The 25096-nt window shown below is 66.7% G+C and carries 21 protein-coding genes; 9 read left to right on the plus strand and 12 right to left on the minus strand.

All coding sequences use genetic code 11. The features are described 5' to 3' along the window. Positions 1-98: 98 nt before the first annotated feature. Positions 99-734 (plus strand): NIPSNAP family protein, encoded by a 636-nt coding sequence (locus CS1BSM3_RS23265; protein ID WP_072391577.1) that lies wholly within the window; start codon positions 99-101, stop codon positions 732-734. A gap of 335 nt (positions 735-1069) precedes the next feature. On the opposite strand, the gene CS1BSM3_RS23270 is transcribed toward CS1BSM3_RS23265, so the two are convergent. Together CS1BSM3_RS23270 and CS1BSM3_RS23275 are read right to left on the minus strand one after the other, a co-directional pair. Further along, a complete protein-coding gene (locus CS1BSM3_RS23270) occupies positions 1070-2623 on the minus strand; it encodes a class I adenylate-forming enzyme family protein (RefSeq protein ID WP_072391580.1) in 1554 nt (517 codons plus the stop codon). 35 nt (positions 2624-2658) lie between these two features. Then, entirely contained in the window at positions 2659-3918 is a 1260-nt protein-coding gene (locus tag CS1BSM3_RS23275; protein WP_072391583.1) for an MFS transporter, read from the minus strand. A gap of 286 nt (positions 3919-4204) precedes the next feature. Between CS1BSM3_RS23275 and CS1BSM3_RS23280 the strand changes: the two genes are divergently transcribed. Both CS1BSM3_RS23280 and chrA read left to right on the plus strand, forming a co-directional pair. Continuing rightward, positions 4205-5023, plus strand: a complete 819-nt coding sequence (locus tag CS1BSM3_RS23280; RefSeq protein WP_072391586.1) for a chromate resistance protein ChrB domain-containing protein — start codon at positions 4205-4207, stop codon at positions 5021-5023. Positions 5024-5036: 13 nt separating this feature from the next. Next, on the plus strand, positions 5037-6362 hold the full coding sequence (gene chrA, locus CS1BSM3_RS23285; protein ID WP_072391589.1) for a chromate efflux transporter: 1326 nt from the start codon (positions 5037-5039) through the stop codon (positions 6360-6362). On the opposite strand, the gene CS1BSM3_RS23290 is transcribed toward chrA, so the two are convergent. After that, positions 6363-6713: a hypothetical protein gene (locus tag CS1BSM3_RS23290; protein WP_143149324.1), complete on the minus strand. Its 351-nt coding sequence runs from the start codon at positions 6711-6713 to the stop codon at positions 6363-6365. 70 nt (positions 6714-6783) lie between these two features. Between CS1BSM3_RS23290 and CS1BSM3_RS23295 the strand changes: the two genes are divergently transcribed. Next, a complete protein-coding gene (locus tag CS1BSM3_RS23295) occupies positions 6784-9075 on the plus strand; it encodes an NADP-dependent malic enzyme (RefSeq protein ID WP_072391595.1) in 2292 nt (763 codons plus the stop codon). Between the two features lie 20 nt (positions 9076-9095). Next, on the plus strand, positions 9096-9884 hold the full coding sequence (locus tag CS1BSM3_RS23300; protein ID WP_072391598.1) for an SDR family NAD(P)-dependent oxidoreductase: 789 nt from the start codon (positions 9096-9098) through the stop codon (positions 9882-9884). A 74-nt stretch (positions 9885-9958) separates the two neighbouring features. Here CS1BSM3_RS23300 and CS1BSM3_RS23305 read toward each other — a convergent pair whose 3' ends face one another. The 8 genes from CS1BSM3_RS23305 to CS1BSM3_RS23340 all read right to left on the minus strand — a co-directional run bounded on the left by CS1BSM3_RS23305 (position 9959) and on the right by CS1BSM3_RS23340 (position 20309). After that, on the minus strand, positions 9959-11161 hold the full coding sequence (locus CS1BSM3_RS23305; protein ID WP_072394395.1) for an MFS transporter: 1203 nt from the start codon (positions 11159-11161) through the stop codon (positions 9959-9961). A gap of 60 nt (positions 11162-11221) precedes the next feature. Further along, on the minus strand, positions 11222-12283 hold the full coding sequence (locus CS1BSM3_RS23310; RefSeq protein WP_072391601.1) for an ABC transporter ATP-binding protein: 1062 nt from the start codon (positions 12281-12283) through the stop codon (positions 11222-11224). A gap of 135 nt (positions 12284-12418) precedes the next feature. Continuing rightward, on the minus strand, positions 12419-13273 hold the full coding sequence (gene scpB / locus CS1BSM3_RS23315) for an SMC-Scp complex subunit ScpB (RefSeq protein ID WP_072391604.1): 855 nt from the start codon (positions 13271-13273) through the stop codon (positions 12419-12421). A 48-nt stretch (positions 13274-13321) separates the two neighbouring features. Beyond that, entirely contained in the window at positions 13322-14188 is an 867-nt protein-coding gene (locus tag CS1BSM3_RS23320; RefSeq protein ID WP_244540593.1) for a segregation and condensation protein A, read from the minus strand. A 70-nt stretch (positions 14189-14258) separates the two neighbouring features. Next, a complete protein-coding gene (gene nagZ, locus CS1BSM3_RS23325) occupies positions 14259-15272 on the minus strand; it encodes a beta-N-acetylhexosaminidase (RefSeq protein ID WP_072391607.1) in 1014 nt (337 codons plus the stop codon). A gap of 227 nt (positions 15273-15499) precedes the next feature. Continuing rightward, positions 15500-17056 carry an SPOR domain-containing protein gene (locus CS1BSM3_RS23330; protein WP_174263762.1) on the minus strand — a complete coding sequence of 519 codons (1557 nt, stop codon included), beginning with the start codon at positions 17054-17056 and terminating at the stop codon, positions 15500-15502. 123 nt (positions 17057-17179) lie between these two features. Continuing rightward, on the minus strand, positions 17180-18946 hold the full coding sequence (argS, locus tag CS1BSM3_RS23335) for an arginine--tRNA ligase (protein ID WP_072391613.1): 1767 nt from the start codon (positions 18944-18946) through the stop codon (positions 17180-17182). A 58-nt stretch (positions 18947-19004) separates the two neighbouring features. Continuing rightward, positions 19005-20309: a deoxyguanosinetriphosphate triphosphohydrolase gene (locus tag CS1BSM3_RS23340; protein ID WP_083528835.1), complete on the minus strand. Its 1305-nt coding sequence runs from the start codon at positions 20307-20309 to the stop codon at positions 19005-19007. Positions 20310-20458: 149 nt separating this feature from the next. On the opposite strand from CS1BSM3_RS23340, the gene erpA reads away from it, so the two are divergent. Beyond that, positions 20459-20803: an iron-sulfur cluster insertion protein ErpA gene (erpA, locus tag CS1BSM3_RS23345; protein WP_244540594.1), complete on the plus strand. Its 345-nt coding sequence runs from the start codon at positions 20459-20461 to the stop codon at positions 20801-20803. 19 nt (positions 20804-20822) lie between these two features. On the opposite strand, the gene CS1BSM3_RS23350 is transcribed toward erpA, so the two are convergent. Beyond that, on the minus strand, positions 20823-22721 hold the full coding sequence (locus CS1BSM3_RS23350; protein WP_072391616.1) for a SurA N-terminal domain-containing protein: 1899 nt from the start codon (positions 22719-22721) through the stop codon (positions 20823-20825). A 272-nt stretch (positions 22722-22993) separates the two neighbouring features. On the opposite strand from CS1BSM3_RS23350, the gene tpiA reads away from it, so the two are divergent. The 3 genes from tpiA to secG all read left to right on the plus strand — a co-directional run bounded on the left by tpiA (position 22994) and on the right by secG (position 25041). Beyond that, complete coding sequence (gene tpiA / locus CS1BSM3_RS23355) at positions 22994-23746, plus strand: triose-phosphate isomerase (protein ID WP_072391618.1); 753 nt, start codon at positions 22994-22996, stop codon at positions 23744-23746. A gap of 25 nt (positions 23747-23771) precedes the next feature. Next, complete coding sequence (locus tag CS1BSM3_RS23360; protein ID WP_072391622.1) at positions 23772-24470, plus strand: hypothetical protein; 699 nt, start codon at positions 23772-23774, stop codon at positions 24468-24470. Between the two features lie 169 nt (positions 24471-24639). After that, a complete protein-coding gene (gene secG / locus CS1BSM3_RS23365) occupies positions 24640-25041 on the plus strand; it encodes a preprotein translocase subunit SecG (protein ID WP_072391625.1) in 402 nt (133 codons plus the stop codon). Positions 25042-25096 lie beyond the last annotated feature (55 nt).

The raw sequence follows: 25096 nt of genomic DNA on the forward strand, positions 1-25096 counted from the left end.
GCTCATTTGGGCCGCTCGCAGCCTGGATGACAACGGCGAACCGGCAGCCTATCGTGCCGGCCATCCCATCTGACAGACAACATCCTGGAGGAAAGCCCATGATCAATGAGCTGCGCATTTACACGCTCAAGGCCGGTTCGGCGCCGGAGGTCGCGAAAAATTCCGGCACCGTCGCGCGTGCCATCCGCGGCGATAACTACGGCAAGCTCGAAGGCTACTGGATCACCGAGATCGGCGCGCTGAACCAGGTCGTGCACCTGTGGACCTACGAGAGCCTCAATGATCGCGCGCGCCTCCGCGCCGAGCTGCAGAAGAACAAGCGCTGGACCGAGGAATACATCCCGCTCATCCGCCCGCATCTGGTGCGTCAGGACATCCGCCTGCTCAATCCGATCATTCCGCTCAGGGCCCCCGCGACGACCGGCAACGTCTACGAGCTGCGCTACTACCGCACGCGTCCGGGCGGTGCGAAGCCCTGGCTCGACGCTTTCACGGGCGCCCTCGACGTGCGCGAGAAGTATTCGAAGATCTCGGGCCTCTGGACCACCGAGGCCGGCCAGCCGAACGAGGTCATGCACCTCTGGGCCTATCCCGACCTCAACGCGCGCGCGAAGGCCCGCGGTGATGCCGTGAAGGATCCGGGCTGGCAGGCCTTCCTCAAGACCGGCGGCCCGCTCCTCGATGAGATGAACAACCTCATCATGCTCCCGAGCGCGCACTCGCCGGTGCAGTAAGGCATACCGCGCCGCAGGTGAGACGATCGCGCCTGCGGCGGTGGTTTGTTTTAGTGCCGCGGGCTGCCGGGAAGAGGTGCTGCCGCCTCCCACCATAGTGCCATGCCCGCGGCGGCAATGCCGACAGCGCGAATTCGTGGCTCCGGAGGACACCCCCGGAGCCACCGTCTTTTGTAGATTTGCGGTTCGCGGCAAGCGAGCGATCATCCCCTCTCCCCGCCCTTGCGGGGAGAGGGTTAGGGTGAGGGGCGGCGGCATACGCCAACGTCAGCGCTTGTGGCCGCCCCTCATCCCGACCTTCTCCCCGTAAGGACGGGGAGAAGGGGAAAATAGGCTTACGTCACCAACCGCCCTCGCAGCACGCGGTGAAGCACCTTGCCGGTCGCGGTGCGCGGCATGTCCTCCTCGCGGATGAAACTCATCGAACGCGGCCGCTTGTACGGCGCCACGCGATCGCGGCACCACTCGATCAGCTCGTCCGCCGTCGCTTCGAGACCATCATGCAGGATGACGAACGCGTGCACGCGCTCGCCCCACTTCTCATCGGGCGCGCCGACGATCGCCACGTCCTTGATCTTCGGGTGCGCGCCGAGCGCCGTCTCGATCTCCGAGGGATAGATGTTCTCGCCGCCCGAGATGATCATGTTGCTCTTGCGATCGACAAGGTGGATGAAACCGTCCGCATCGCGCCGCGCCAGATCACCGACTGAGCAATACTCGCCGCGGAAGGCCTCCGCCGTCTTCTCGGGGAGCTGCCAGTAGCCGTCGAATGACCAGGGCGTGCGCGAGAACAGCTCTCCCGCCTCCCCATCCGCGACCTCGCTGCCGTCCGGCGCGAGGAGGCGCACCGGCCCCGAACCGACGACCTCGCGCCCGACCGAGCCGAGCTTGCTCAACTGCTCGTCGGGGCGCAGGATCGTCACCCAACCCGCTTCCGTCGAGCCGTACATCTCATAGAGGCCGGAATTGCCGAACAGCTCCAGGATGCCGAGCTTGGTGTCGTGCCGCGCCGGCGCCGACGAGATCAGCAGGCGCTCGACGCGTTCGACATCGTATCGCGCGCGGACGGCGGACGAGAGCGCGAGCATCATGATGTAGTGCGTGGGCACCAGCGACGAGAACGTCGCTCCTGATTGCGCGAGCGTCGCCAGCAGATGCTCGGGGTCGATGCTCTTGCGGTTGTAGATCGCCGTGGTCGCGCCGCAGTAGGCGAAGGCGCCATAGAAGAACACGGAATTCGCGTGGCACATGGGCATGACGAGCAGTGCCGTGTCGCGCGCGGAAAGCCTGAACTCGACCTCCGTGATCATCGAATGAAGCGCGCTCGCGCCGTGATTTCGGATCGCACCTTTGGGCCGGCCTGTGGTGCCGGACGTGTACATGAGCGTCCAGGGATCGCCCGGCTCGACCAGAACCGCGGGCTCGCGATCGAGCGCGGCGGCGAGCACATCCTCGTACGTGCGAAAACCGGCAGGGACCTTGCCCCTGCCGAACACGATGCAGCGCCCCGGCGCGATGGGCAGATCGGCAAGGATCTCCTCGACGACGCCCGTAAGCTGATCCTCGACGATGAGCGCCAGCGCACCACTGTTCTCGATGATGAAGTGGATCTCTGGTCCAGTGAGGCGGAAATTGATGGGCACGGCGACAAGGCCGGCCTTGGCGGTCGCGGCGTAGATCTCCGCCCATTCCAGCGCATTGTAAGCGAGCACCGCGACCCGATCGCCCTTCGCAAGACCGAGACCGATCAATCCATTGGCAAGGCGGCAGGCCCGCCCATTCCACTGACGGAACGTGAGCTGGCGCTCGAGATCGCGGGCACCGATGCGCTCGGGGGCGAGCCGCGCCTGAGCCGCGAGCATCTCACCGAGATTGAGCAAGCGGGTCATTCAGACCTCCGTAGCTGAGTTCCCCGCGCTCACCCTCAGGCGCTGTTGGCCGGTGCCTCGACACGCCAGAGGTCGGCATGAAAACGTAACGCAAGAATGAGCACCATGCCCAATCCGAATAGGGCATAAGCCGAGATCGTCGCCGCAAATCCGACCCGTTCGATCAGCCATCCCGCGCAAAGTATGCCCATGGGCAAACTGTAGATCGCGAGAATGCGCACGCCCATGACGCGCCCCGCGACAGCCGGCGTCGCCGCGCGCAGGATCAGCACCACCATGGCAATCATGCAGTAGCTCTGAGCAAGGCCGGCCAGCACCAGAAGCATCGCACCGCCGTATAGCGTGCTCATTTGAGCAAAAACGACCAGCATGGCGTACCAGACAGCAGCCGAGCCGAGCATCAGCCGTGCGACGGGCATTCTTCGGCTGGCGGCCGAGAACGTGAGCGAGCCGATGAGCGCACCACCCGCAAAGCTCGCGACCAGGGTGGCGAGACCGCGCTCGTCTGCGAGGTAGATCTCCCGTGCGGCGTAAGGCAGAAGCCCGTTCGTGAGCGGAAATGCCGACAGGTTAGCCAGCAGCGCGAGCCACATCGCGGCCCTCAGTGCGGGGCGCGACCAGACATACGCAATCCCCTCCTTGAGCTCGTGCCAGAAGGAGGTCCGCGACTGTTGCATCACACGCAGTGCTTCGGGATCGGGTTCCGCCGTCCGCGGCCCGCGCGCCGCGGCGAACGTCAACGACACGCCGATTGCGTAGAGCACGATGATGACGACATACGTCGGCGCAATGCCGAGCATGGCAAACATGCTCGCGCCCGCAAGTGCACCCGAGATGCGCGCTGTGTCGATCGTCATGCGCTCGAGGGCCATGGCGCCGCTCAGGTGCTCCCGCGGCAGGGTGCCGGCCATGAACGCGCTTCGGATGGCGAGATCCGACGGCCGCACGAGACCATTCAGAAAGGCGACGAGGAGCACGACGCCGGGGCTCAGCACGCCCGTCAGCGTGAATGTCAGAAGGGTCGCCGCGAGCACCATGTACCACGAGCGCATGAGCGCCAGCGTATTGCCATGGCCGATCCGGTCAGCGACGACACCGAGAAACGGCGCCAACAGCGTCCCGAAGTAGAGCGAGGACGCAAACATGGTGAGCTGAACGACGGAACCGGTTTCTACGAGGACGTACCAGCCGAGGATGAGCGTTTCCATTTCCAGCGCCCAGACGGTCAGAAGCGCCGCGGGCCACTGGAAGCGGAACGTTCTCACACTGAATGGGGCCAACCATGAGGAATGCATCGCGAATGCCCGATCTCGGAGTGTCGCTGGGGCGGCATGAGCTGGGAGACCGGCAAGGCCGAAGAATCGGGGCTCACAATATCTCAGGCTAGCAGCGCCGGCGCGCGCTCAAAACCCGGTATCCGTGCACTGCGGGATGAGGCCGGCCCGGCCGCGCAGCGCGCCCTCGAGTTGACAATGACGCGGCAATGCACGAGATAGAGGCCATGGGGTTCTCCGCGACGACCTCGTGAGGCGCAAGCCCAATGTTCGCGTCCCAATCCCTCAACATGAGGAAGGACGCGCTATGCCATCTCCCACCGAAATTTCTGCTGCCCAACTCTCGCGCCTCATCGGCCTGCCGACGGCGCCTGTGATCATCGACGTGCGCACGGACGAGGACTATGCCGCAGCACCGCGGCTGATCCCCGGATCCGTACGCCGGGACCCGTTCGATGTGACCAACTGGTCCAAGGAACTGACCGGCCGGAATGTCGTTGTCGTTTGCCAGAAGGGCCTGAAGCTCAGCCAGGGTGCCGCTGCCTGGCTCCGCCACGAGGGCATTCCGGCAGAGACGCTCGAAGGCGGCTTCGTCGCGTGGCTCGAGGGTGCTTATCAGACGCTCGACGTCGCGAAGCTGCCGCACCGCGACGCGCAAGGCTACACGGTCTGGGTCACCCGCGCCCGTCCGAAGATCGATCGCATTGCCTGCCCCTGGCTCATCCGCCGCTTCGTCGACCCCAGTGCCGTGTTCCTGTTCGTCTCGCCCTCCGAAGTGAAGGCCGTTGCCGAACGCTTCGCAGCGACACCCTTCGACATCGAGGATGTGTTCTGGAGCCACCGCGGCGAGCTGTGCACATTCGACACGATGCTCGCCGAGTTCGGTCTCGCCGATCCAGCCCTCCAGAAGCTCGCGATGATCGTGCGCGGCGCGGATACGGCGCGGATGGATCTTGCACCCGAGGCCGCGGGGCTTCTCGCCGTCTCGCTGGGGTTCTCGCGCATGTACAGGGACGATCTCGCCCAGCTCGATGCAGCGATGGCGATCTACGACGGCTTCTATCGCTGGTGTCGTGATGCCGGCGATGAGACACACAACTGGCCGTCTCCGAAGGTCAAGGCATAGGGTGCCCGCAAGCATGACATCCCAAACCAAGGCCGCTCCCCTCGAGGGAGCGGCAACACCGGCGCCCACGTTCGCGGAGGCGTTCGGCGTCTGGACGCAGATCGGCCTGCTCTCGTTCGGCGGTCCCGCCGGACAGATCGCGCTCCTGCACCGGATGCTCGTCGACGAGCGCAAGTGGATCGACGAGCGCTCATTCCTCCAGGCGTTGAACTTCTGCATGCTGCTCCCGGGCCCCGAGGCCATGCAGCTTGCGACCTACGTCGGCTGGCGCCTCCACGGCACGATCGGCGGCCTCGCCGCGGGCCTGATGTTCGTCATTCCGGGGGCACTGGTGATCCTGGTGATCGCCGCCCTTTACGCACTGTTCGGCGCGCTGCCGCTGGCTGCGGCCCTCATGGTCGGCATCAAGGCCGCTGTGCTGGCGATCGTGGTCGAGGCGCTCGTGCGCATTGCCAGACGCGGCCTGACTGCCACCAGCCATCGCTGGCTCGCGGCTCTCGGCTTCATCGCGATCTTCTTCCTCGGCGTACCTTTCCCCCTGATCGTCCTCGCGGCGGCGCTCTACGGCTTTGCGACCGGCGCGGGTCTTCCCGACCACACGGCCGCGACGGCGGTGCCTCACATCAGCCTTGCCGAGACATTGCGGACAACAGCCATCTGGCTCGTGATCTGGATCGCACCGCTGGCCGCCCTCGCGATGATCTTCGGGAGCACGCACGTTATCTCGCAGCTCGGTGTGCTCTTCTCCAAGCTCGCCGTCGTCACATTCGGCGGCGCTTATGCCGTCCTCGCCTACCTCGCGCAGGATGTCGTGCAGCACTACGGCTGGCTCGTGCCGGGCGAGATGGTCGATGCGCTCGGGTTCGCCGAGACGACACCCGGCCCGCTGATCCTGGTCACCGAGTTCGTCGGCTTTCTCGCCGCCTATCGCCATGGCGGCGGTCCTCCCCTGCTCATGGGCACGCTCGGCGCGCTCGTGACGCTGTGGGCGACCTTCGCCCCATGCTTTCTGTGGATCTTCGTCGGTGCGCCCTATCTCGAGCGCATCAATGCCGAGCCGCGCCTCAGGGCCGCCCTTGCCGCCGTCACGGCCGCCGTCGTCGGCGTCATTCTCAACCTGACCGTCTGGTTCGCCCTCAATGTCCTCTTTCACGAGAACACCACCCTCTGGTACGGCCCGCTGAGGCTCTACCTGCCGAGCCCCTCATCCCTCGATCCGGTCGCCCTGGCCCTGTCGGCGCTGGCGTTCGTGCTCCTGTTCCGGTTGCATCGGGGCATCATCACCACGCTCGGCATCTGCGGCGCGCTCGGCATCGGCTGGCACCTGCTGGTGGGATGATCAGGTCCCGGCGTCCGGCTGGCAGGGCTGCTGGCTCGGGATCCAGGACGTATTATTCTCGAAGATGTCACACCGCGTGAGCACGGTGCCGACATGCGTCCTCATGCAGACGATCTCGCCGAGCTGATAGGCCTTGCCATTGAAGCGACAGCGGCAGGGGATTTTCCTGCCCCATCCGTCGATCACACCGCGGTGCGGCGAGGTCGGCCAACTGGCCGGCGGCAGGCCCTGCGGCTCGTCTGCTGCGGCCGGAGCCCACAGGACCGCGGCGAACACGGCAAGACCGGCGCCGGCTGCTAAAAACCCGCCCACGCGAGATATATGTCTCGTGCCGTTCAAAACCATACGCATGGCATTGGCACTCCGCCATGGTTCTGTGGCAAACATGCGAGCTGCCGGATCGCAATAAGGGAAGCGGCGAATGCCCGATAACAATCTGCGTCGCAATGCGCTTGATTACCATGAGGCGGACCCGCCGGGAAAGGTCGCGATCCACGCGACCAAGCCGGTCGCCAACCAGAATGACCTCGGGCTCGCCTACTCGCCGGGCGTCGCCTTCGCCTGCCAGGCCATTGCTGAGGATCCGGCCGCCGTCTCCCGCTATACCGCGCGCGGCAACCTCGTCGGCGTGATCACGAACGGCACGGCCGTGCTCGGCCTCGGCAATATCGGGCCGCTCGCCTCCAAGCCGGTCATGGAAGGCAAGGCCGTCCTCTTCAAGAAGTTCGCCGGCATCGACGTCTACGACATCGAGGTTGCCGAGACCGAGGTCGCCCCCTTCGTCGAGGCCGTGGCCCGTCTGGAGCCGACCTTCGGCGGCATCAATCTCGAGGACATCAAGGCGCCGGAGTGCTTCGAGATCGAGCGCCAGCTCCAGGCGCGCATGAAGATCCCCGTCTTCCACGATGACCAGCATGGCACGGCGATCGTGGTCGCGGCCGGCATCCTCAACGGCCTCAAGCTCGTCGGCAAACCGCTCGGCGAGGTGAAGATCGTGTGCTCGGGCGCGGGCGCGGCGGCGCTCGCCTGCCTCGGCCTCCTCTGCGTGCTCGGAGCGAAGCGCGAGAACATCTGGGTCGCCGACATCGAGGGCGTGGTCTACACGGGCCGCCAGAAGCTCATGGACCCCTACAAGGCCGTCTACGCACAACAAACCGAGAAGCGCAAACTCGCCGAGATCATGGTCGGCGCCGATGTCTTCCTCGGGCTCTCGGCCGCCGGCATCGTGAGCCGTGAGATGGTCGCCTCCATGGCGCCGAAGCCCCTCGTCTTCGCACTGGCCAATCCCAATCCCGAGATCATGCCCGAGGACGTGAAGGCCGTGCGCGACGATGCCATCATCGCCTCCGGCCGCACGGACTATCCGAACCAGATCAACAACGTTCTCTGTTTCCCATTCATCTTTCGCGGCGCCCTCGATGTCGGCGCGACGACGATCAATGCGGAAATGAAGGCCGCGGCCGTGACCGCACTGGCCTGCATCGCCGAGAGCGAGGCCTCGGACATCGTGCTCGCAGCCTACGGCGCGGAGACGTTCCTCTTCGGCCCGGACTACATCCTGCCCAAGCCCTTCGATCCGCGCCTCATTACCGAGATCGCGCCCGCCGTGGCGAAAGCGGCGATGGATTCGGGCGTGGCGACGCGACCGATCGCCGACTTCCATGCCTATCGCGAGAAGCTCAGCGGCTTCGTCTTCCGATCGGGCTTCCTGATGAAGCCGATCATGGACGCCGCCAAGGTCGCTTCGCACGAGACGCGCAAGCGCCTCGCCTTTGCCGAAGGCGACCACCCCTACGTGCTGCAAGCCGCACAGCAGCTCGTCGCCGAGGGCATCGCGCATCCCATTCTGATCGGGCGCCGCGACGATATCCGCCGGATGATGACCCACCTCGGGTTGCGGCTCAAAGTCGGCGTCGACGTGGATATCATCGATCCCGAGACAGACCCGCGCATGGCCGTGCTCACCGACGAGTATCACCGCCTCGTCGAGCGCAACGGCGTCTCGCCCTCGCACGCCCAGCGCGTCGTGCGCAACGGCTCGACGGTGTTGGCGGGCCTGCTGCTGCGGCGCGGCGATGCCGACGCTTTGATCTGCGGCGCGGTCGGCCGCTATCTCACGCAGCTCCGCCACGTCTCGGAGGTCGTGGGTTTGCGTCCCGGCGCGCGCGGCTTTGCGACGCTCTCGGCGATGATCCTGCCCTCAGGTCCGCTGTTCATCGCCGACACGTACGTGTCCTATGATCCTTCGGCCGAGCAGCTCGCCGAGATCACGCAACTCGCCGCTGCCGAAGTCCGCCGCTTTGGCATCGAGCCCAAGGTGGCGCTGCTCTCGCACTCGAACTTCGGCACGGAGAACACGGCCTCGGCGCGCAAGATGCGGCAGGTGCTGAACCTCGTGCGCGAATGGGAGCCGGATCTCGAGGTCGAAGGCGAAATGCACGCCGATGCCGCGCTCTCGGCCTTCATTCGCGAGGAGATCTTCCCGAACTCGGCGCTCAAGGGCGCGGCGAACCTGCTCATCATGCCGAGCCTCGATGCGGCGAACATCGCCTTCAACCTGCTCAAGGTCGTCTCGGGCAGCGTGGCGGTCGGCCCGATCCTGCTCGGCGCCGCACGTCCCGCACACATCGTCACGCCCTCGATCACCGTTCGGGGCCTGCTCAATGTCTCGGCCATTGCTGTCGTCGACGCGGCGCGCCGCGGGGCTGGCTGAAGCTCAAGGAGAGAAAAACAATGCTGCTCGAGGACAGGATCGCGATCGTAACGGGCGCCGGGCAGGGCATCGGCCAGGCTTGCGCCGTGAGGCTCGCCCGCGAGGGCGCCAAGGTCATCGTCGCGGACGTGAACGACGACGCCGGCAATCGCGTTGTCGCCGAGATCCGCAAGAGCGGTGGCACCGCGGATTTCGTCGACTGCGACGTCTCGGAAAAGCTCGACGTGCACAACTTGATCGCCAAGGCACTCGAGGTGCACGGCCGCATCGATGTGCTCGTCAACAACGCCGGCATCGTCGATGACGCGCCTTTTCTCGATCTGCCGGAGGAGGAGTTCGACCGCATTCTCGGCGTGAACCTCAAAGGGGCGTTCCTCGCCGGTCAGGCCGCTGCGCGGCAAATGGTCAAGCAGGGCGCGCGCGAAGGCAGCGGTGCCGGCGCGATCGTCAACATGAGCTCGGTCAACGCCGTGTTCGCGCTGCCGGATCACGTGGCCTACTCGGTGTCGAAAGGCGGTCTCGCGCAGCTCACGAAAGCCATGGCGATCGCGCTCGCGCCGCACGGTGTGCGCGTGAACGCGGTCGGTCCCGGCACGATCGAGACGCCGCTGCTTGCCGGTGTCGTGAAGGACGCGGCCTTCCGCAAGAAAGTGCTCTCGCGCACGCCTCTCGGCCGCGTCGGCCAGCCGGCCGAAGTCGCCGCGATCGTGGCCTGGCTCGCAAGCGATGAAGCGAGCTACGTCACCGGCACGACCGTCTACGCCGATGGCGGACGTCTGCCGCTCAACTACGTCATGCCGGAGAAGTAGTAGGTTCGCTTTCATCATCGATGCGAGCCCGTCACAGCGCTGCAGCGGCAGTGCCTACTGGGCTCGATCGATATTCAGGATTCGATTTTGCTCTGTTGTGATGCGTGATCCGTTCCGCGGTGCAGCAGCAAAAGGCCGAGAAGCGCGCAGAAGGCGAAGATCGAGATCGCAAAGGCCAGCCAAAGCGCGGCGTGGGGACCGGCAGAGGTCATGATGGCGGCGAATATCGGCGGTGCGGCCGCAAAGGAGAGGTTGAGCGGCACCGCGAGCCGCGCCGATGCGCGGGCATAGGCGCCAGCGGGGAAAATCTGCAGCGGCAGCGTGGCGCGGGTGACGGCGATGATGCCGCCGGCAACGCCGTAGAGCGTGGCGAAAATCATGGCGCTAGCGAAACTGCTGCTCAGCAGAAGAACGATGAAGCTCAGCGGAAACAGAGCCGAGGCAGCAAGACCGGTGACGAAGCTGGACCAGCGACGGCCGCCGAGGAAGTCGGCCATGCGCCCCGCCCATTGAGCAATGCCGATGAAGGCCGCTGCCGCCAGCGCGCTGGCGTGATCGAGACCGCCCGCCTCGAACAGGACGATGATGGTAAGAGCAAAGCCCCAGGTGACAAAGCCATTGGCGGCAAAGCTCATGGCGAGCAGCGTGAAGCGTGACCGGTCAATGGGGACTGCCTCGGCCGTCGTCTTCGCTGCGAATTTTTCCCTGGGCCGGCGGGCAAGCGTGGCCCAATGCAGTGGCGTGCAGACAAGCAGTATGAGAGCGGCATAGAGCAGCGTCGTCGTGCGCCATCCCCATTGAGCCTGCAGAAGCCCTGTCAGCGGCCACATGATGGTCGATGTCAGCCCACCGGCCAGGATCAGCACGCCGAGCGCCTCGCGCGCCTTCTCGCCGGCGATCTCGGTCACCGCAATCTGCGCCGGCGTCGTCAACATGCTGGCACCGGCAAGGCCGAGAATGACCCACGCCAGCGCATAGGTCACCGGACCATCGGCCAGGCCTATGACCAGGAGACCGGCCGCGCCGAGCGGGGATCCCAACACCATGACCGGGCGCGCGCCGTGGCGCTCGAAGACGGCGCTCAGCGGCCAGGACACCATGGCCATGACGACGAGCATGACTGTCGGTCCCGCCATGATCATGGGAAGGCTCATGCCCAGCTCGTCGGCCATGGCAGGTCCTGTGACCGCGGGCAGCCAGAACGTGGCGCCCCAGCCAATGAGCTGGGTCAGCGACAGGGCAGCAACAGCACGGACTGTGGGCGAACGGTGCGGCATCAGGGGATCGGCGGTGGGAGTGGTGACCGCCCGCATGATGATGCTTGGTGATTGAAAGGTCTACGTCTCCGCCGCGAATACGAGCACGCGTTGCGGATCGACCTCGATGCCGATGTCGCGACCGCGTGCGGGCACATCGCTCTCGTGCACGAGTGCCTTGAGCGGTGCGTCGAAGCCCTGCACGGCCATCTCGACGAGCGCGGCATCGCCGAGAAAGCGCACGTGAAGCGCGCGGGCAGGATGGCCTTGTCCTTCGGGCAGCAGGCGTATGGCGCGCTGGCGAATGCAGAGCACGGCCTTCGCGCCGTCAGGCATGGATGGGGCTGGGAAGGTGCCGAGCGGCGTCACGAGCGCGCCACCCGCGACGGACCAGGGGATCTCGTTGATCTCGGAAAAGAGGCGGGCGACGAACAGATCGACCGGCTGGCGATAGAGATCTTCCGCGCGCCCGATCTGGATGATGCGACCGGCGCGCATGACGGCGATACGATCGCCGAGGCGCATGGCCTCCTCGGGATGATGTGTGACGATCATGCAGGTCGCACGTGTCTCGCGCAGAAGCTCGAGCGTGCCTTCCTGCAGGCGCTCGCGGAGCTGGATGTCGAGACCGGAGAAGGGCTCGTCCATGAGCATGACGGCGGGGCGCGGAACGAGCGCGCGCGCCAGCGCCACGCGCTGCTGCTCACCGCCCGAGAGAATGTGCGGATGCTGGTCCGCGTAGCGTTCGAGACCGACGCGCGCGAGAAGCGCCATGGCTTCGCGTCGCGCCTCGGCTGCCGGAAGCTGCTTCAAGCCGAAGGCGACGTTCTGCGCGATAGTCAGATGTGGAAAGAGCGCGAAGTCCTGGAACATGAGGCCGACATTGCGCTCTTCCGGCGGCACGAAGCGATTGGGGCCGGCCACTTCCTGGTCATTGACCAGAACACGGCCTCCCGTTGGACGCTCGATGCCGGCGGCAATGCGAAGCAGTGTCGTCTTTCCGCAGCCCGAAGGCCCGAGCAGGCAGACGACCTCGCCGGGTGCGATGTCGAGGCTCACGCCCGCGAGCGCGACCGTATCGTCGAAGGTGCGCTCCACGGCCTCGAAGGTCAGGCGCGCGGCAAAGGTCGTCGCAGCGCGCATGGAGCCCTGCCTCGCGCCGGCGCTCGCAAGCTTGCTGCCGGCATCGGGGCGCGACCCAACTCGTCCAAGGAGTGTCTTTAAGACCAACCGTCACCTCGATCGGCCGAACTCTGGAGACGTTCTAAGGGAGCGTCATCAGGTGCGGTCCGCCTCGCCCATATCGTCTTCCTCTTCGTCGGGCAAGTCGGGGGGCGAGTCGAGGTCAAGCTCCTCCTGTGCCGCGTCGGCCTCATCCTCGAGCGGGAGCTCATCCGGCATGAGGGCGGCGACATCCGTCGGCTCGGGCACTTTGAAGTCCGGCGGCAGGTTCGCATCGAGCAGGCCCGCGCCCTTCAGCTCCTGCAGACCCGGCAGATCTTTCACCGTGTCGAGATTGAAGTGGCTGAGGAACGTCTCCGTCGTGCCGTAGGTGATCGGCTTGCCGGGAGCACGGCGACGCCCGCGGGGACGCACCCAACCGGTTTCCAGCAGCACATCGAGCGTACCCTTGGAGGTCTGCACACCGCGGATCTCCTCGATCTCGGCGCGCGTGACAGGCTGGTGGTAGGCGATGATGGCGAGCGTCTCCAGCGCAGCCTTGGAGAGCTTGCGCTCCTCCTTGGCGTGGCGCTCGAGCAGAAACGAGAGATCGTCCGCCGTGCGGAAGGCCCACTTTCCGGCGACGCGCACGAGATTGATGCCGCGCGAGGCATAGAAACCCTGCAGCTCCGTGAGCAGGGCATTCACGTCGTCGCCCTCGGCGAGGTGACTCGCGAGATGCTGGACGTCAAGCGGCTCGGACGCCGCAAAGAGCAGCGCTTCCAGTACGCGCAGCTTCTCGCGACGATCGGCAGAGGGCAGCGCCGCGATATTCGCCGGCAGCGGACGCAGCGGCGGCCCCGTGCGCTCCGATGCGGGCGGACGCACGTCGGAGAGATCGGAACCCGGCTCTCTTTTCTCGTTACTCGTCATCTCACTGTCCGGCGCGATACTCAGCTTGGGTGGAACCATGTCTCGCCCCCGTGTCTCGCCTCCTCGGGATCATGTCCTGCAGCGCACTCAATTCGCGCCCTGCGATCCTCCGACATCCAGGCGCTGCCACTCCGCGCCTGCTTCCTTGCGTCTCAGATATATCGGCGCGAACGGCCCCGCCTGCCGGATCTCGATGTGCCCCTCGCGCGCCATTTCGAGCGTCGCGCCGAAGGAGCTGGCGAGCGCCGTGCGGCCAAGCTCCGGTGATGGGAGATATTGCTCGAGGAAGAAATCGAGCTGCACCCATGAGCCGGCGGAACGGCCTACGAGCGTTTCGAGACGCTGACGCGCATCCTTGATCGACCACACGGTGCGCTTCTTCACCACGTGGGCGCGGTGCACGACCGTGCGCGTGCGTTGCTCGGCGTAGGCCTTCAGCAGGTCGTAAATCTCGGCGGAGTGCTCGCGCGTGCGGATGGTCTTCACGCCCTCGGGCATACCGCGGGGGAAGATGTCACGATCGAGCCGCTTGCGGGTCAGGAGCTGCGCCGCCGCGTTGCGCATGGCTTCGAGCCGCATGAGGCGGAAGGCAAGGCGCGCCGCCAGCTCTTCGCCCGAGGGACCGCCCTCGGCCTTCTCGTCGCGCGGCAGCAGCAGGCGCGACTTCAGGAAGGCAAGCCAGGCCGCCATGACCAGATAGTCGGCGGCGAGCTCCAAGCGGAGCTTTTGTGCTTCGCGGATATAGGCGAGGTACTGGGTGACGAGGGTATCGATCGAGATGCGCGCGAGATCGACTTTCTGCGTCCGCGCCAGGGCGAGCAGCAGGTCGAGCGGTCCCTCGAAGCCTTCGAGATCGACGACGAATGCGTCCTCGGGCGGCGGCGCATCGCCGCGCTCGGGATCGCCCCATTCCTCGGGGCCTGCGTTCGCTTCGCCCGTCCCGCCGTCCATCATGGCCGCCGTTTGACACCCTTGCGGGCGGGCCGGATCATCCAGCCCTTATCCACAGGAACCATAAACTGATTCATGCGCTCACGGACAGCGCGCGCGCAATTGCCGCCTCGGCAAGCTGTGGCTCGAAGGCTTCACACTGTTGCAGAACTGCCAGAGCTGCTGCCAGGCGAAAACCAGAAGCACCTGAAATCTCTGGACTTGCAGCGGCGACGGCCTCCATCTCGGCCATGATCCCATTGCAATGAAGCACCAGGTCGGAGCCGGCCGCCAGAACCGCCTCGGCCCGCGTGCCCAAGGGTCCGCCGAGCGCCTTCATGCTCACATCGTCGCTCATGAGCAGGCCGCCGAAGCCGATCGAGCCGCGCATGATTTCGGCCGTCACCACCAGCGAGGTGCTCGCGGGCCGCTCGCGATCGATGTCCGTGAACAGTACGTGCGCGGTCATGGCTGCAGGGAGATGAGCGAGCGCGCGGAAGGGCGCAAAGTCCGTCGCTTCGAGCGTCGCCCGCGGCGTATCCACGACCGGGAGATCATAATGACTGTCCGCGCCCGCCCGGCCGTGCCCGGGAATGTGCTTCATCACGGGCAGCACGCCGCCTGCCATGAGGCCGGCCGCAACCTCCGCGCCGAGCGCTGCCACTTGATCTACCGTCGCGCCATAGGCCCGATTGCCGATGACGTCGTGGGCCCCCGACACCGGCACGTCGAGGACCGGAGCGCAGTTCGTGTTGATGCCGAGCCCACGCAGATCCTCGGCATTCTGGCGGCTCACGAGAAAGGCAAGGCGGCAGGCTTCCACTGGGTCATGGGCGTAGAGCGTGCCGAATGCCGCGGCCGGCGGCAGCGCGCGGCCAAGCGGCGGCCGCAGACGCTGCACGCGCCCGCCCTCCTGGTCGATCAGCACCAGCGCGTTGGCATTGCCGATCGCGTCGAGACTGTCGCCGATGAGCTTCCGTATCTGCTCACGGGATACACAGTTCCGCGCGAACAGGATGATGCCCGCTGGACGAGACGCCGCGAGAAACGAACGCTCCGCCTCGAGCAGCGTCGGACCGGCAAGCCCTGTGATGAATGCGCTCGGCATGATGGCTCCTGGGTTCGTGGTCGCGCCGCTGGCGCGAGTGGGGCCGCGGGCCCCACACCCCGCGCGGGGGACACCCCCGCACCCCCGTCCTTTATGACTTGTATGAGCGCGCGGGAAGTGCGGAGCAACTCAGCGCTGTCGCACACTCAAGCTGCCCGCATGGCGGCCGCCGGCGTGGCACTACGAAGGGAGGCGACAGTCCCCATCCGAGCAGCCGGCGGCACTTATCAATAAGGCATGATCCAGCAGCCGCTATAGCCCTGCGACTTGAGCTGGCCGCAGACACTGTTCGCCATCTCGCGCGAGCCCGGCGGCCCCACGACGACGCGATACCACATGCCCTTCTCGCCGAGGTTCGCCTGACGGACATCAGCCGCGCGCCCCTGGAGAACACTGGGGTGCTTCTGCTGGATGTCGGCGAGCGACTTCAACGCATCCATGTGCGATTGGCGCGAGGCGAGCACGGCCACATAGCCCGATGTCGGCGCAGCGGTCGCAGCCGGAGCCGGAGCCGGTGCGGGCGTCCGCGCAGCCTGGCGCGTGGGCACCGAACGCCTTGACTCGGGTTCCGCGCGCGGCGCCGGCATGGCAGCGGCCGGCGGCTCCATGGCGGACGCCTGCGGCGCTGAAGCGACGCGCCGCGGTGGTAAGGCGGGGGCGGGCTCCTCGACCGGCATGGCGCGTGCCGGAGGCGGCGGGGGTGGCGGCGCGGCCTCACGCTGTGGCGGCGGCACACGCGGCGACAGACCATCGACCAGCAGGCCCGGCACGCCACTCGAAGGCGGAGCCGACGGCCCCGTGCCCGATGCGATCGTGCCGTCGCGATTGATCACCATCGTCGGCACGCGGCGGGGAGCATCCCCGGACTCGCGCTCGGGTGCCGGCGGCAGAATCGAGACCGGCACGGGTCGGGCCGGGCCGCGGTCCTCGGTGAGCCGGTTCAGGATCTTCTTGTCCGTGTGGGCCACCTGCTTGCCGCCGGGGTCGGTCGGCTGGGCCTTGGCAGGGGCGCTGTCGGCGCGCAGGATCGGGAGCTTGCCGCCGCCATCGCGGCCGCCGCTCGTCATCGCCTTGTAGCCATAAGCCAGACCGCCGCCGAGCGCGATTGCGCCCATCAGCGCGCCGACCACGACAATCGCACGCGGTCCGCGCCGGGCCGGAGGCTCGGGCTCTTCTGGATACTCTTCCTCGTAGTAGCCGGCGTCCGTGCCATGGCCGGGTGCCATCTGATGCGACGCGGCATAGGGATCGGCCGCATTGGGACGATAAGGATCGTCGTAGGCGTAGCCGTCATCCTGCCCGTAGCCGCCCTGCGGCGCATAGCCGTGCTGGGGCTGCTGGGTGTAGTAGCGCGGATCGTGCTCGGGCGCGGTATCGTACCCGCCCTGCTGCGCGGGATAGCCGCCAGGAAGCGGGCGCCCATAGGCGTCGTGCCCGTGCGCCTGATGCCCCCCTTGATGTCCATGCCCTTGATGTCCGTGTCCCTGACCGTACAATTGGTCCGGCTCACCGAACTGCTGGCGGCCATAGCCGCCGTGGGCCTGAGCCTGCGGACGTCCGGCAGGAGGCGCGAACGGCTCGAAGCGCGAGCCGAGGGTCGGCGGCTCCGACCTCAGCGCGCTGAAGATGTCCCGTGGCGCGCCACCCTGCTGGGGCGCGTGGCCATCCTGCTCGCTTGGATCGTATTGCGAAGGATAGGCGTTGCCGTATCCATGGGCAGGCTCGGACTGATCGTGCGTGGCGTGCGGCGACCGCAGGTGCGGGCCCGCACCTTTCGGTAGCATATTATTCTGCCGTGCCATCGAGATACCCCCTTAGGTTTCCCGCTGTGCCGGAACCGCCCGCGCGCCGTTCAACCCGCTCAAGTCTCTGCCGCGTAGTCCGCGTTTCGTCTCGCGATTCGCACGCTAGCGCATTTCGATCGGAGCGTGCACCCCGAGGATCGCAAGCCCTGTCGCGATTACCTGTGCACAAGCCCCCACAAGAGCGAGGCGCACAGCGGTAAGGTTTCGGTCATTCGCCTGGATAAAGCGCAAATGTGGCGAATCATTGCCTCGCGTCCATTGCGCGTGAAATGCGGACGCCAAATCAGAGAGATAGAAGGCTATGCGGTGCGGCTCGTGGGCCCGCGCCGCACCCTCGGCAATACGCGGGAAAAGGGCGAGACGGCGCAGCAGATCGAGCTCGCCCTCGTCCGTCAAAAGCGATGTATCCGCTCCTGTCACATCCCTGTCGCGAGGCCCGAGCCCCGTGAATGCCTCCGCGGCATTGCGGAAGATCGAGTAGGCGCGCGCGTGCGCGTACTGGACGTAGAAGACGGGATTGTCCTTGGACTTCTCGACGACCTTGGCGAGGTCGAAATCCAGGGCCGCATCGTTCTTGCGGTAGAGCATCATGAAACGGATCGGGTCGCTGCCGACCTCGTCCACGACCTCACGCAGCGTCACGAACGTGCCGGCGCGCTTCGACATCTTGACCGGCTCGCCGCCGCGCAGCAACCGCACGAGCTGGCAGACCTTGATGTCGAGATCGGCCTTGCCGCCAGAGAGTGCCGCGACCGTCGCCTGCATCCGCTTGATGTAACCGGTATGGTCGGCGCCGAAGACGTTGATGAGATGCCGGTAGCCGCGCGACAGCTTGTTGTGGTGGTAGGCCATGTCGCCGGCGAAATAGGTGTAGCTGCCATCGGACTTCATGAGCGCGCGATCGACGTCGTCGCCGAAGTCCGTGGAGCGGAACAGCGTCTGCTCGCGATCCTCCCAGTCGTCGGCGTCATGGCCCTTCGGCCGCTCGAGCCGGCCCTCGAACACGAGCCCTTTGCCGCGCAGCTCCGCAATCGTCTCGGCGATCTCGTCCTTAGCGCCTTCGGTCAACGAGCGCTCGGAGAAGAAGACCTCATGGCGGATGTCGAGTGCCGCCAGATCCTCCTTGATCATGGCGAGCATCATCTCGATGGCCTTGGCGCGCACGATCGGCAGCCAGGCGCTCTCGTCATTCGCCTTTTTGAGCAGCGCGTCGCCATGCTCCTGCGCGAGCGCGACGCCGACGGGCTTCAGGTAGTCGCCCGGATAGAGGCCGGCCGGAATCTCGCCGATGTCCTGGCCGAGGGCCTCGCGGTAACGCAGGAATGCCGAGCGCGCGAGCACATCCACCTGAGCGCCGGCATCATTGACGTAGTACTCGCGCATCACGTTATAGCCGGCGAAGGCCAGCAGGTTCGCGAGCGAGTCGCCGAACACCGCGCCGCGACCATGGCCGACGTGCATGGGACCGGTCGGATTGGCCGAGACGTACTCGATGAGCAGCTTCTCGCCCTTGCCGAGATTTGAAGCGCCATAGCCCGCGCCGGCACTCCGCACGTCTGCGATCACGCCCTGCCAGCGCTTGACGTCGAGCGTGATGTTGACGAACCCCGGCCCCGCGACCTCGACCTTGACGTAGCCCGGGAGCGCAGCGAGCTCGGCGACCAGCGCGTCGGCGATGTCGCGCGGCTTCATGCGCGCAGGCTTGGCGAGCACCATCGCGGCGTTCGTCGCGAGATCGCCGTGGCGCGGGTCCTTCGTCGGCTCGACTTCCGCCGCGTCGAGCGCGAGTTCGGCCGGCAGGCGCCCGGCCTGCTGCAGCCTCTTCAATGCGGCGGCGATCTCAGCCTCGACCTCGGCGAGCACGGTCATGATGGTTCCTCGGATGGGGGACGCCTCGGCTTTCGCCAGCGTCATAACATGGCGGCAGCTAATGCAAATCAATGGTGTCGTCAAACAGGCGGGCGTACTCGGCAAGGGCAAATCGGTCGGTCATACCGGCAATGAAATCGGCAATGCGCCGTGCCCGGCCGGCAGGATCGAGGCCGAGAACGGCCTCACCGCGGCCCCCCGGCAGGTCCGCTGGACTGTGCAGATAGCGGTCGAAAAGTGCCGCTACCACCTCCTCGGCCTTGTGCATGACACGCATGACCCGGGGCGCACGGTAGACCCGGTAGAATAGGAACTTGCGCAGCCCGTCGAGCTCGACCCGGCTGGCCTCCGGGAAGGCGACCACGGCCATCCCGGCATTTCGGATGTCATCGGCATTCTGCGGGGCGAGTGCCGCGACGCGCACGCGCGTCTCCTTCACGACGTCGTCGACCATGGCCGTGATCATGCGCCGATTGACCTCGTAGAAGAGGCGGCGGTCGCGATCGATCGGGCCGCGGGCTATGGCCGTGCCCTCGAGCACGGCGCGCGCGGCGGTGACGAACGCGCCGGCCATGGGGGCGCCTTCGAGGTCGGCGATGCTGATGAGCCCGGCGCGGAGCGCGTCGTCGATGTCGTGGTTCGTGTAGGCGATATCGTCCGCGATCGCCGCAACCTGCGCCTCGGCCGCCGCGAAGCGATCGAGCTCCAGCGCCTGCGTCAAGCCCAGCGCAGCGATGAGATCCAGCAGCTCGCGATTGCGCTCAGCGGCATTCGGCGCGGCGTGCGGCCCCGTGAGCGGCCCATTGTGCTTGGCGAGACCTTCGAGCGTCTCGAATGTCAGATTGAGGCCGTCGAAGCGGGCGTAGCGGCGCTCGAGGCTCGTGACCATGCGCAGGCTGTGGGCATTGTGGTCGAAGCCGCCCCAGGCCCGCATGGCAAGATCCAGCGCCCGCTCCCCGGCATGGCCGAATGGCGGATGCCCGACGTCGTGGGCGAGCGAGAGGGCCTCGGCAAGATCCTCGTCCAACTCGAGTTGCCGAGCCATCGAGCGCGCGATCTGAGCGACCTCGAGCGAATGCGTCAGCCGCGTGCGGAAGTGATCCCCCTCGTGGTGGAGGAAGACCTGCGTCTTGTAGGTGAGCCGGCGGAAGGCCGTCGCGTGGACAATACGGTCGCGGTCGCGCTGGAAGGGCGTGCGCATGGGGCACGGCGGCTCCGGCACGGCCCGCCCGCGGCTCGCGTCCGCTTCGAGCGCCCAGGCGACAACCCGCCGGGCCCCAGGCCGCCGCGGCACCGGGGCCTCGTTCGGCACGTCCTGGCTGCTCCGGTCACCGATCGCCACGTTTTCCCCAGCCACCCGCATGGCTGCCCCTCGTTCACCCTATGATAGACCGAGCGCCGCCGTTTGACATCGCCGCGGCAAATCCTATTTATTTCTCAAGTATCCGCGTCACATCCACCCGGTTTCCAAACCCTGGAGAGCGGGCGCAAAGCACGCGAGGAGCCCCGTTCATGACGATGGTTGAGGATCGCCCCCGGGTCGCGCTGACCGAGCGGGCCGCACGGCGGATTGCCGAGATCGTAGCCGGTGAGCCCGGCGCCGAAGCGCTCCGTGTGAGCGTCGAGGGCGGCGGCTGCTCGGGCTTCCAATACAAGTTCGATCTCGTTTCCGGGCGCGAGCCGGACGATCTCGTCATCGAGCGCGAGGGCGCGGTCGTGCTGATCGACGAAATGTCCGTCGGCTACATGGAAGGCTCCGAGATCGACTTCGTCGATGAGCTGATCGGCGCCTCCTTCAAGATCCAGAACCCCAATGCTACCGCCGCCTGCGGCTGCGGCACGAGCTTCTCGATCTGAAACCAACCCTGCACGAACCCTACTGCTGCTGCGTGTCGATGCCCAGCGCGCGCCGGTAGATCGTCTGGTTGACGCTGTAGCCGAGGCGGTTCTGCAGCGCGCTCACGTAGGCGCTGATCGCGTCGCCCTGGTATTGGCGTGCGAGCTCCTGGCGCAGTTTCGCGAGCTGCTCCGGCGTGGCCGCCGGCGGATCGACGATGGCACGGACGACGATGATCGTGCGTGATTTGCCGTCCGCCGTTTCGACAGCCGCCGCACTTCCCCGCGCCAGAGAAAATGCGCGCTGAATGGCGGCCCGCGTCAGGCCATCCGCCTGCTGCGTCCGCGTCACGGGCTGAGCGAGCTTGACTTCGAGGCCAAGCTCTTTGGCGATGTCCTCGAGGGCCTCACCCTTGTCGACGCGCTCGACGATCTTCTGGCCGGCCGCATTGAGCGCCGTGCGGCGCTCGGCCTCGATCCAAGCCGTCTTGACCGCTTCGTGCACCTCCTCGAAGGGCCTCTGGCGCTCGGCCGTGACGCCCGCGACATCAACCCAGGCATAGCCGCCGTCGGTGAGCTCGATGGCCTCGCGATCGAGACCGCTGCCGCCCTCGAAAGCCGAGGCGATGATGCGTGCCGCATCGGGATTGTCGAGCGCAGGCTTGCCGTCAGGCGCCATGCCCTGCTTGTCGGTCGCTTCGATCTCGACGAACGGCACCTTCAGGCGCTCGGCGATCTCCTTGAGGCCGCCGCCGCCCGCGCGCGCATCGTCAACGCGATCGTGCAGCTCCTGCACCTCGCGGCTCACGCGCTCGCCCGCGAGGCGGTCGCGAAGCTGGTCCTTGACCTCGTCGAAGCTGCTCTGCTTGCCGGGCGTGATGTCCGCGACGCGCAGGATGACCGTCGAGAAAGTGCCCGTAACGGGCTCCGAAAGCTGACCCTTCTCGAGCTTGAAGGCCGCATTTGCAATGGCCGCGTCGATCATCTCGGACTTGGCCAGCGTGCCGATCTCGACATCGGCGTCCTTGATGCCGAGCCCCTTGAGACCTTCTTCGAAGGACGGTGCGGCCTTGAGTGCGGCCAGAGCTTTCTCGGCAGCCGCGCGATCCGGGAACGAGAGCTGCTGGATGCGGCGACGCTCGGGCGTTGAGAACGTATCCTTCTCGCGCTCGTAGAGCGCCTTCATCTCCTCGTCGCTGACGGCAATGTGCTTGCGCGCCTCGGTAGCGGTCAGAAGGATGATGGGCACTTTGCGGTACTCGGGCGCAACGAAGCGGCGCTTGTTCTGCTCGTAGTAGGCCTTCAGCGTCGCCTCATCGGGCGCCGCGACCTTGCCCGAGACTTCGGGATCAAGCGTCATGTGGGCGATCGTGCGCGTCTCACCCTGATAGCGGTGGAGAACCTGGAGCAGATAGTCGGGCGGCACATTGCCGCCGGTGAGCGTCTCGGTGAGCTGCTCGCGCACTTCCTCCGCACGCCGCTCGGCGAAGTAACGCTGCTCGCTGAGACCGTTCTGGCGCAGGATCTCGGTGAAGAAATTGCGATCGAACTGACCGCCGACACCCTGGAATGTCGGATCGTTGCGGATGGCCTCCGCAATGGCGGCATCGGACAGATAGAGGCCGAGCTCCTTGGCGTGCGTATCGATGGCCGCGGTGCCGATCAGGCGCGAGAGCACACGCTGGTCGATGCCGAACTGGCGCGCCTGCTCGACGGTGAGCCGCCGGCCGAACTGGCGGGAGAGCCCGCTGATCTCGAGCTGCAGCGCCTGCTGGAACTGGTCCTGCGAGATCTCGGTTGTGCCGATGCGGGCGAGCGAGGTCTGACCGCGGCCCTGGAAGACGTCGGCAATGCCCCACACGGCGAAGGCGATCACGAGAAGGCCGATGAGGGCCTGGACGAATATGCCTTTGACGCCGCGTCTCAGTGACTGAAGCATTTCCTGGTCGATCCTCGTTGAAGGGCGGCGCGGCTGCGCGTTCGGTCGGGCTGACGTCCATATAGGCGGTGTGCGCGAAGGCGTCCATATTGCCGCGCCGGGCGCTGTTGGCACGTTGCCGCGCCCGGACCACGGCTTTTCCTTCTGTAGCAAGCTGTTGAGCAAGATCCGAGACCGGCCGACCGGCTGGGGTTGAAAGTCCGGGCACTGCAAGATAGGCATGGCGCCACGTCCCGCGCGCGGCGACCGCCCGGGCTCAGCATGAGGGCATCATGACGGACAGCGCGATCAGGCCCCTCGTGGCCGGCAACTGGAAAATGAACGGCCTTACCGCATCGCTGGCCGAGGCGGAGGCAATGGCGAGGGGCCTCTCCTCCCAGGCGGCGGACGTGCTGATCTGCCCGCCGGCGACGCTCGTCGCGACGCTCGCTGCACGGCTCGGGGGATCGCGGATCGCGGTCGGCGGCCAGGATTGCCATCCCAAGGCGAGCGGCGCCCATACCGGCGACATCTCCGCGGAAATGCTCAAGGATGCCGGCGCTTCCGCCATCATCGTCGGCCACTCCGAGCGGCGCACCGACCATCTCGAGAGCGACGCCCTCGTGAGGAGCAAGGCCGAGGCCGCGCACCGCGCCGGCCTCTCGGCGATCGTCTGCGTGGGTGAGACCGCGGCCGAGCGCCAGGCCGGACAGACGCTGGAAGTGGTCTCGCGCCAGCTCGCGGGCTCGCTGCCCGAGACGTGCCGCGCCACTGACACGATCGTCGCCTACGAGCCCGTATGGGCCATCGGCACGGGCCTGACGCCGACGACTGGAGATGTGGCCGAGGTACACGCCTTGATCAGAAAAGCGCTGGCAGCGCGCTTCGGCAACGAAGGGCAGGCCATGCGCATTCTGTATGGTGGCTCGGTGAAACCGTCGAACGCGAATGAGCTGATGGCGGTCGCCAACGTGAACGGGGCCCTCGTCGGTGGGGCCAGCCTCAAGGCCGCGGACTTCCTGGGGATCATCGCAGCCTATGCATAGGGTTGCAGCTACGGGATACGGATATATGCAGCGCTTGCGATTGAGTGGTCTGGCCGCCGCGCTCACGCTTGTGGGCGCTGGCATCGTGCCCGCCACGAGCGCCCAGCTCGATGCACCCGCCTGCGAGCAACTCCAGGTCCGGCTCGACACGTTGCGTAATGAGGGTGCTGCGGCCGACATGGCACGGGGACCCGAGTGGGCGCGCGCCAACCTTCCGCCCGACCGCCTGCAGCGCATCAGCGCGCTGCTCGAAGTCGAGGAGCAGCTCAACTTCCGCTGCGGCTTTGCCAAGGCGCGGATCAACCTGCCGACGACGATCGAAGGCGGCGAGGAGGAGATTCCCGGCCCCGGCGAGACGCCCGCGGAGGGAAAGACGGTCGTACTGCCCCAGAAAGCCCCGCCCGCGCCCAAGCGCCCGGCAGCGGCCGCCGCGGCCGCGACAGGGCTGCCCAAGGCGCCCGCGCCCAAGGCCCCTGCCGCCAAAGCCCCCGTGAAGAAGCAGACGGCGGTCCAGCCGGAGGGGAGCAAGGCACCGGCAAAAAAAGCCGCTCCGGCCGCGAAGGCGAACGAAAAGGCCGCCAAGCCCGCAACTGCCGGGACTGAGCCCGCCAAAGCCCCGGCCAAGAAAAAGCAGCAACCCAAGGCCGATGACGCCTATCGCCCGCCCCCGCGGCGGCCCCAGGCGACCGAGGACGGCAGTGCGGCGTTCGCCCCCCAGCAATAGCCTCCAATCGGCCGCAGGAGAGGTGGTGGCAGTCTGCCCCGACATGGTGTAGACCACCCCCCGAGATTAGGCCCCCGAGATTTGGCCGCCGACATTGGCCCCCATCATCGGCGCGGATAACCGGCATCGGGATGGCCGGCGCCGCGGCCCCACGACAACGAGGCATTAGATGGCAACCGTTCTGCTGGTCATACATTTGATGATCGCTGCGGCACTCTGCGCGGTCGTCCTCCTGCAGCGCTCGGAAGGCGGCGCGCTCGGGATCGGCAGCAGCGGCGGTGCCGGCGGCTTCATGACCGGTCGCGGTACGGCGAACATGTTGACGCGCGTGACGGCAGGCCTCGCTGCGGCATTCTTCGTCACCTCGATCACCCTGACGTTGCTCGCCCAGCAGAGCCGTCGCGCGACCTCGCCACTCGATCGGCCGGCAGCGACGGCGCCAGCCGTGCCCGGCAAGGCAGCCCCTGGTGCGCCGGCGACCGGCGCCCCCGCGGCGCCGTCGGGCGGCGGTCTGCTCGACAGCCTCCAGCAGGGGCGCCAGCAGCTCCCGCAGGTTCCGGCGAACCGCTAATCGAGATTGTCGAGGATGCTGGCGGCCACCTGCGGTCGCAGCCGTTCGAAGTGTG

The organism is Hyphomicrobium sp. CS1BSMeth3, assembly GCF_900117415.1.
GTDB lineage: Bacteria > Pseudomonadota > Alphaproteobacteria > Rhizobiales > Hyphomicrobiaceae.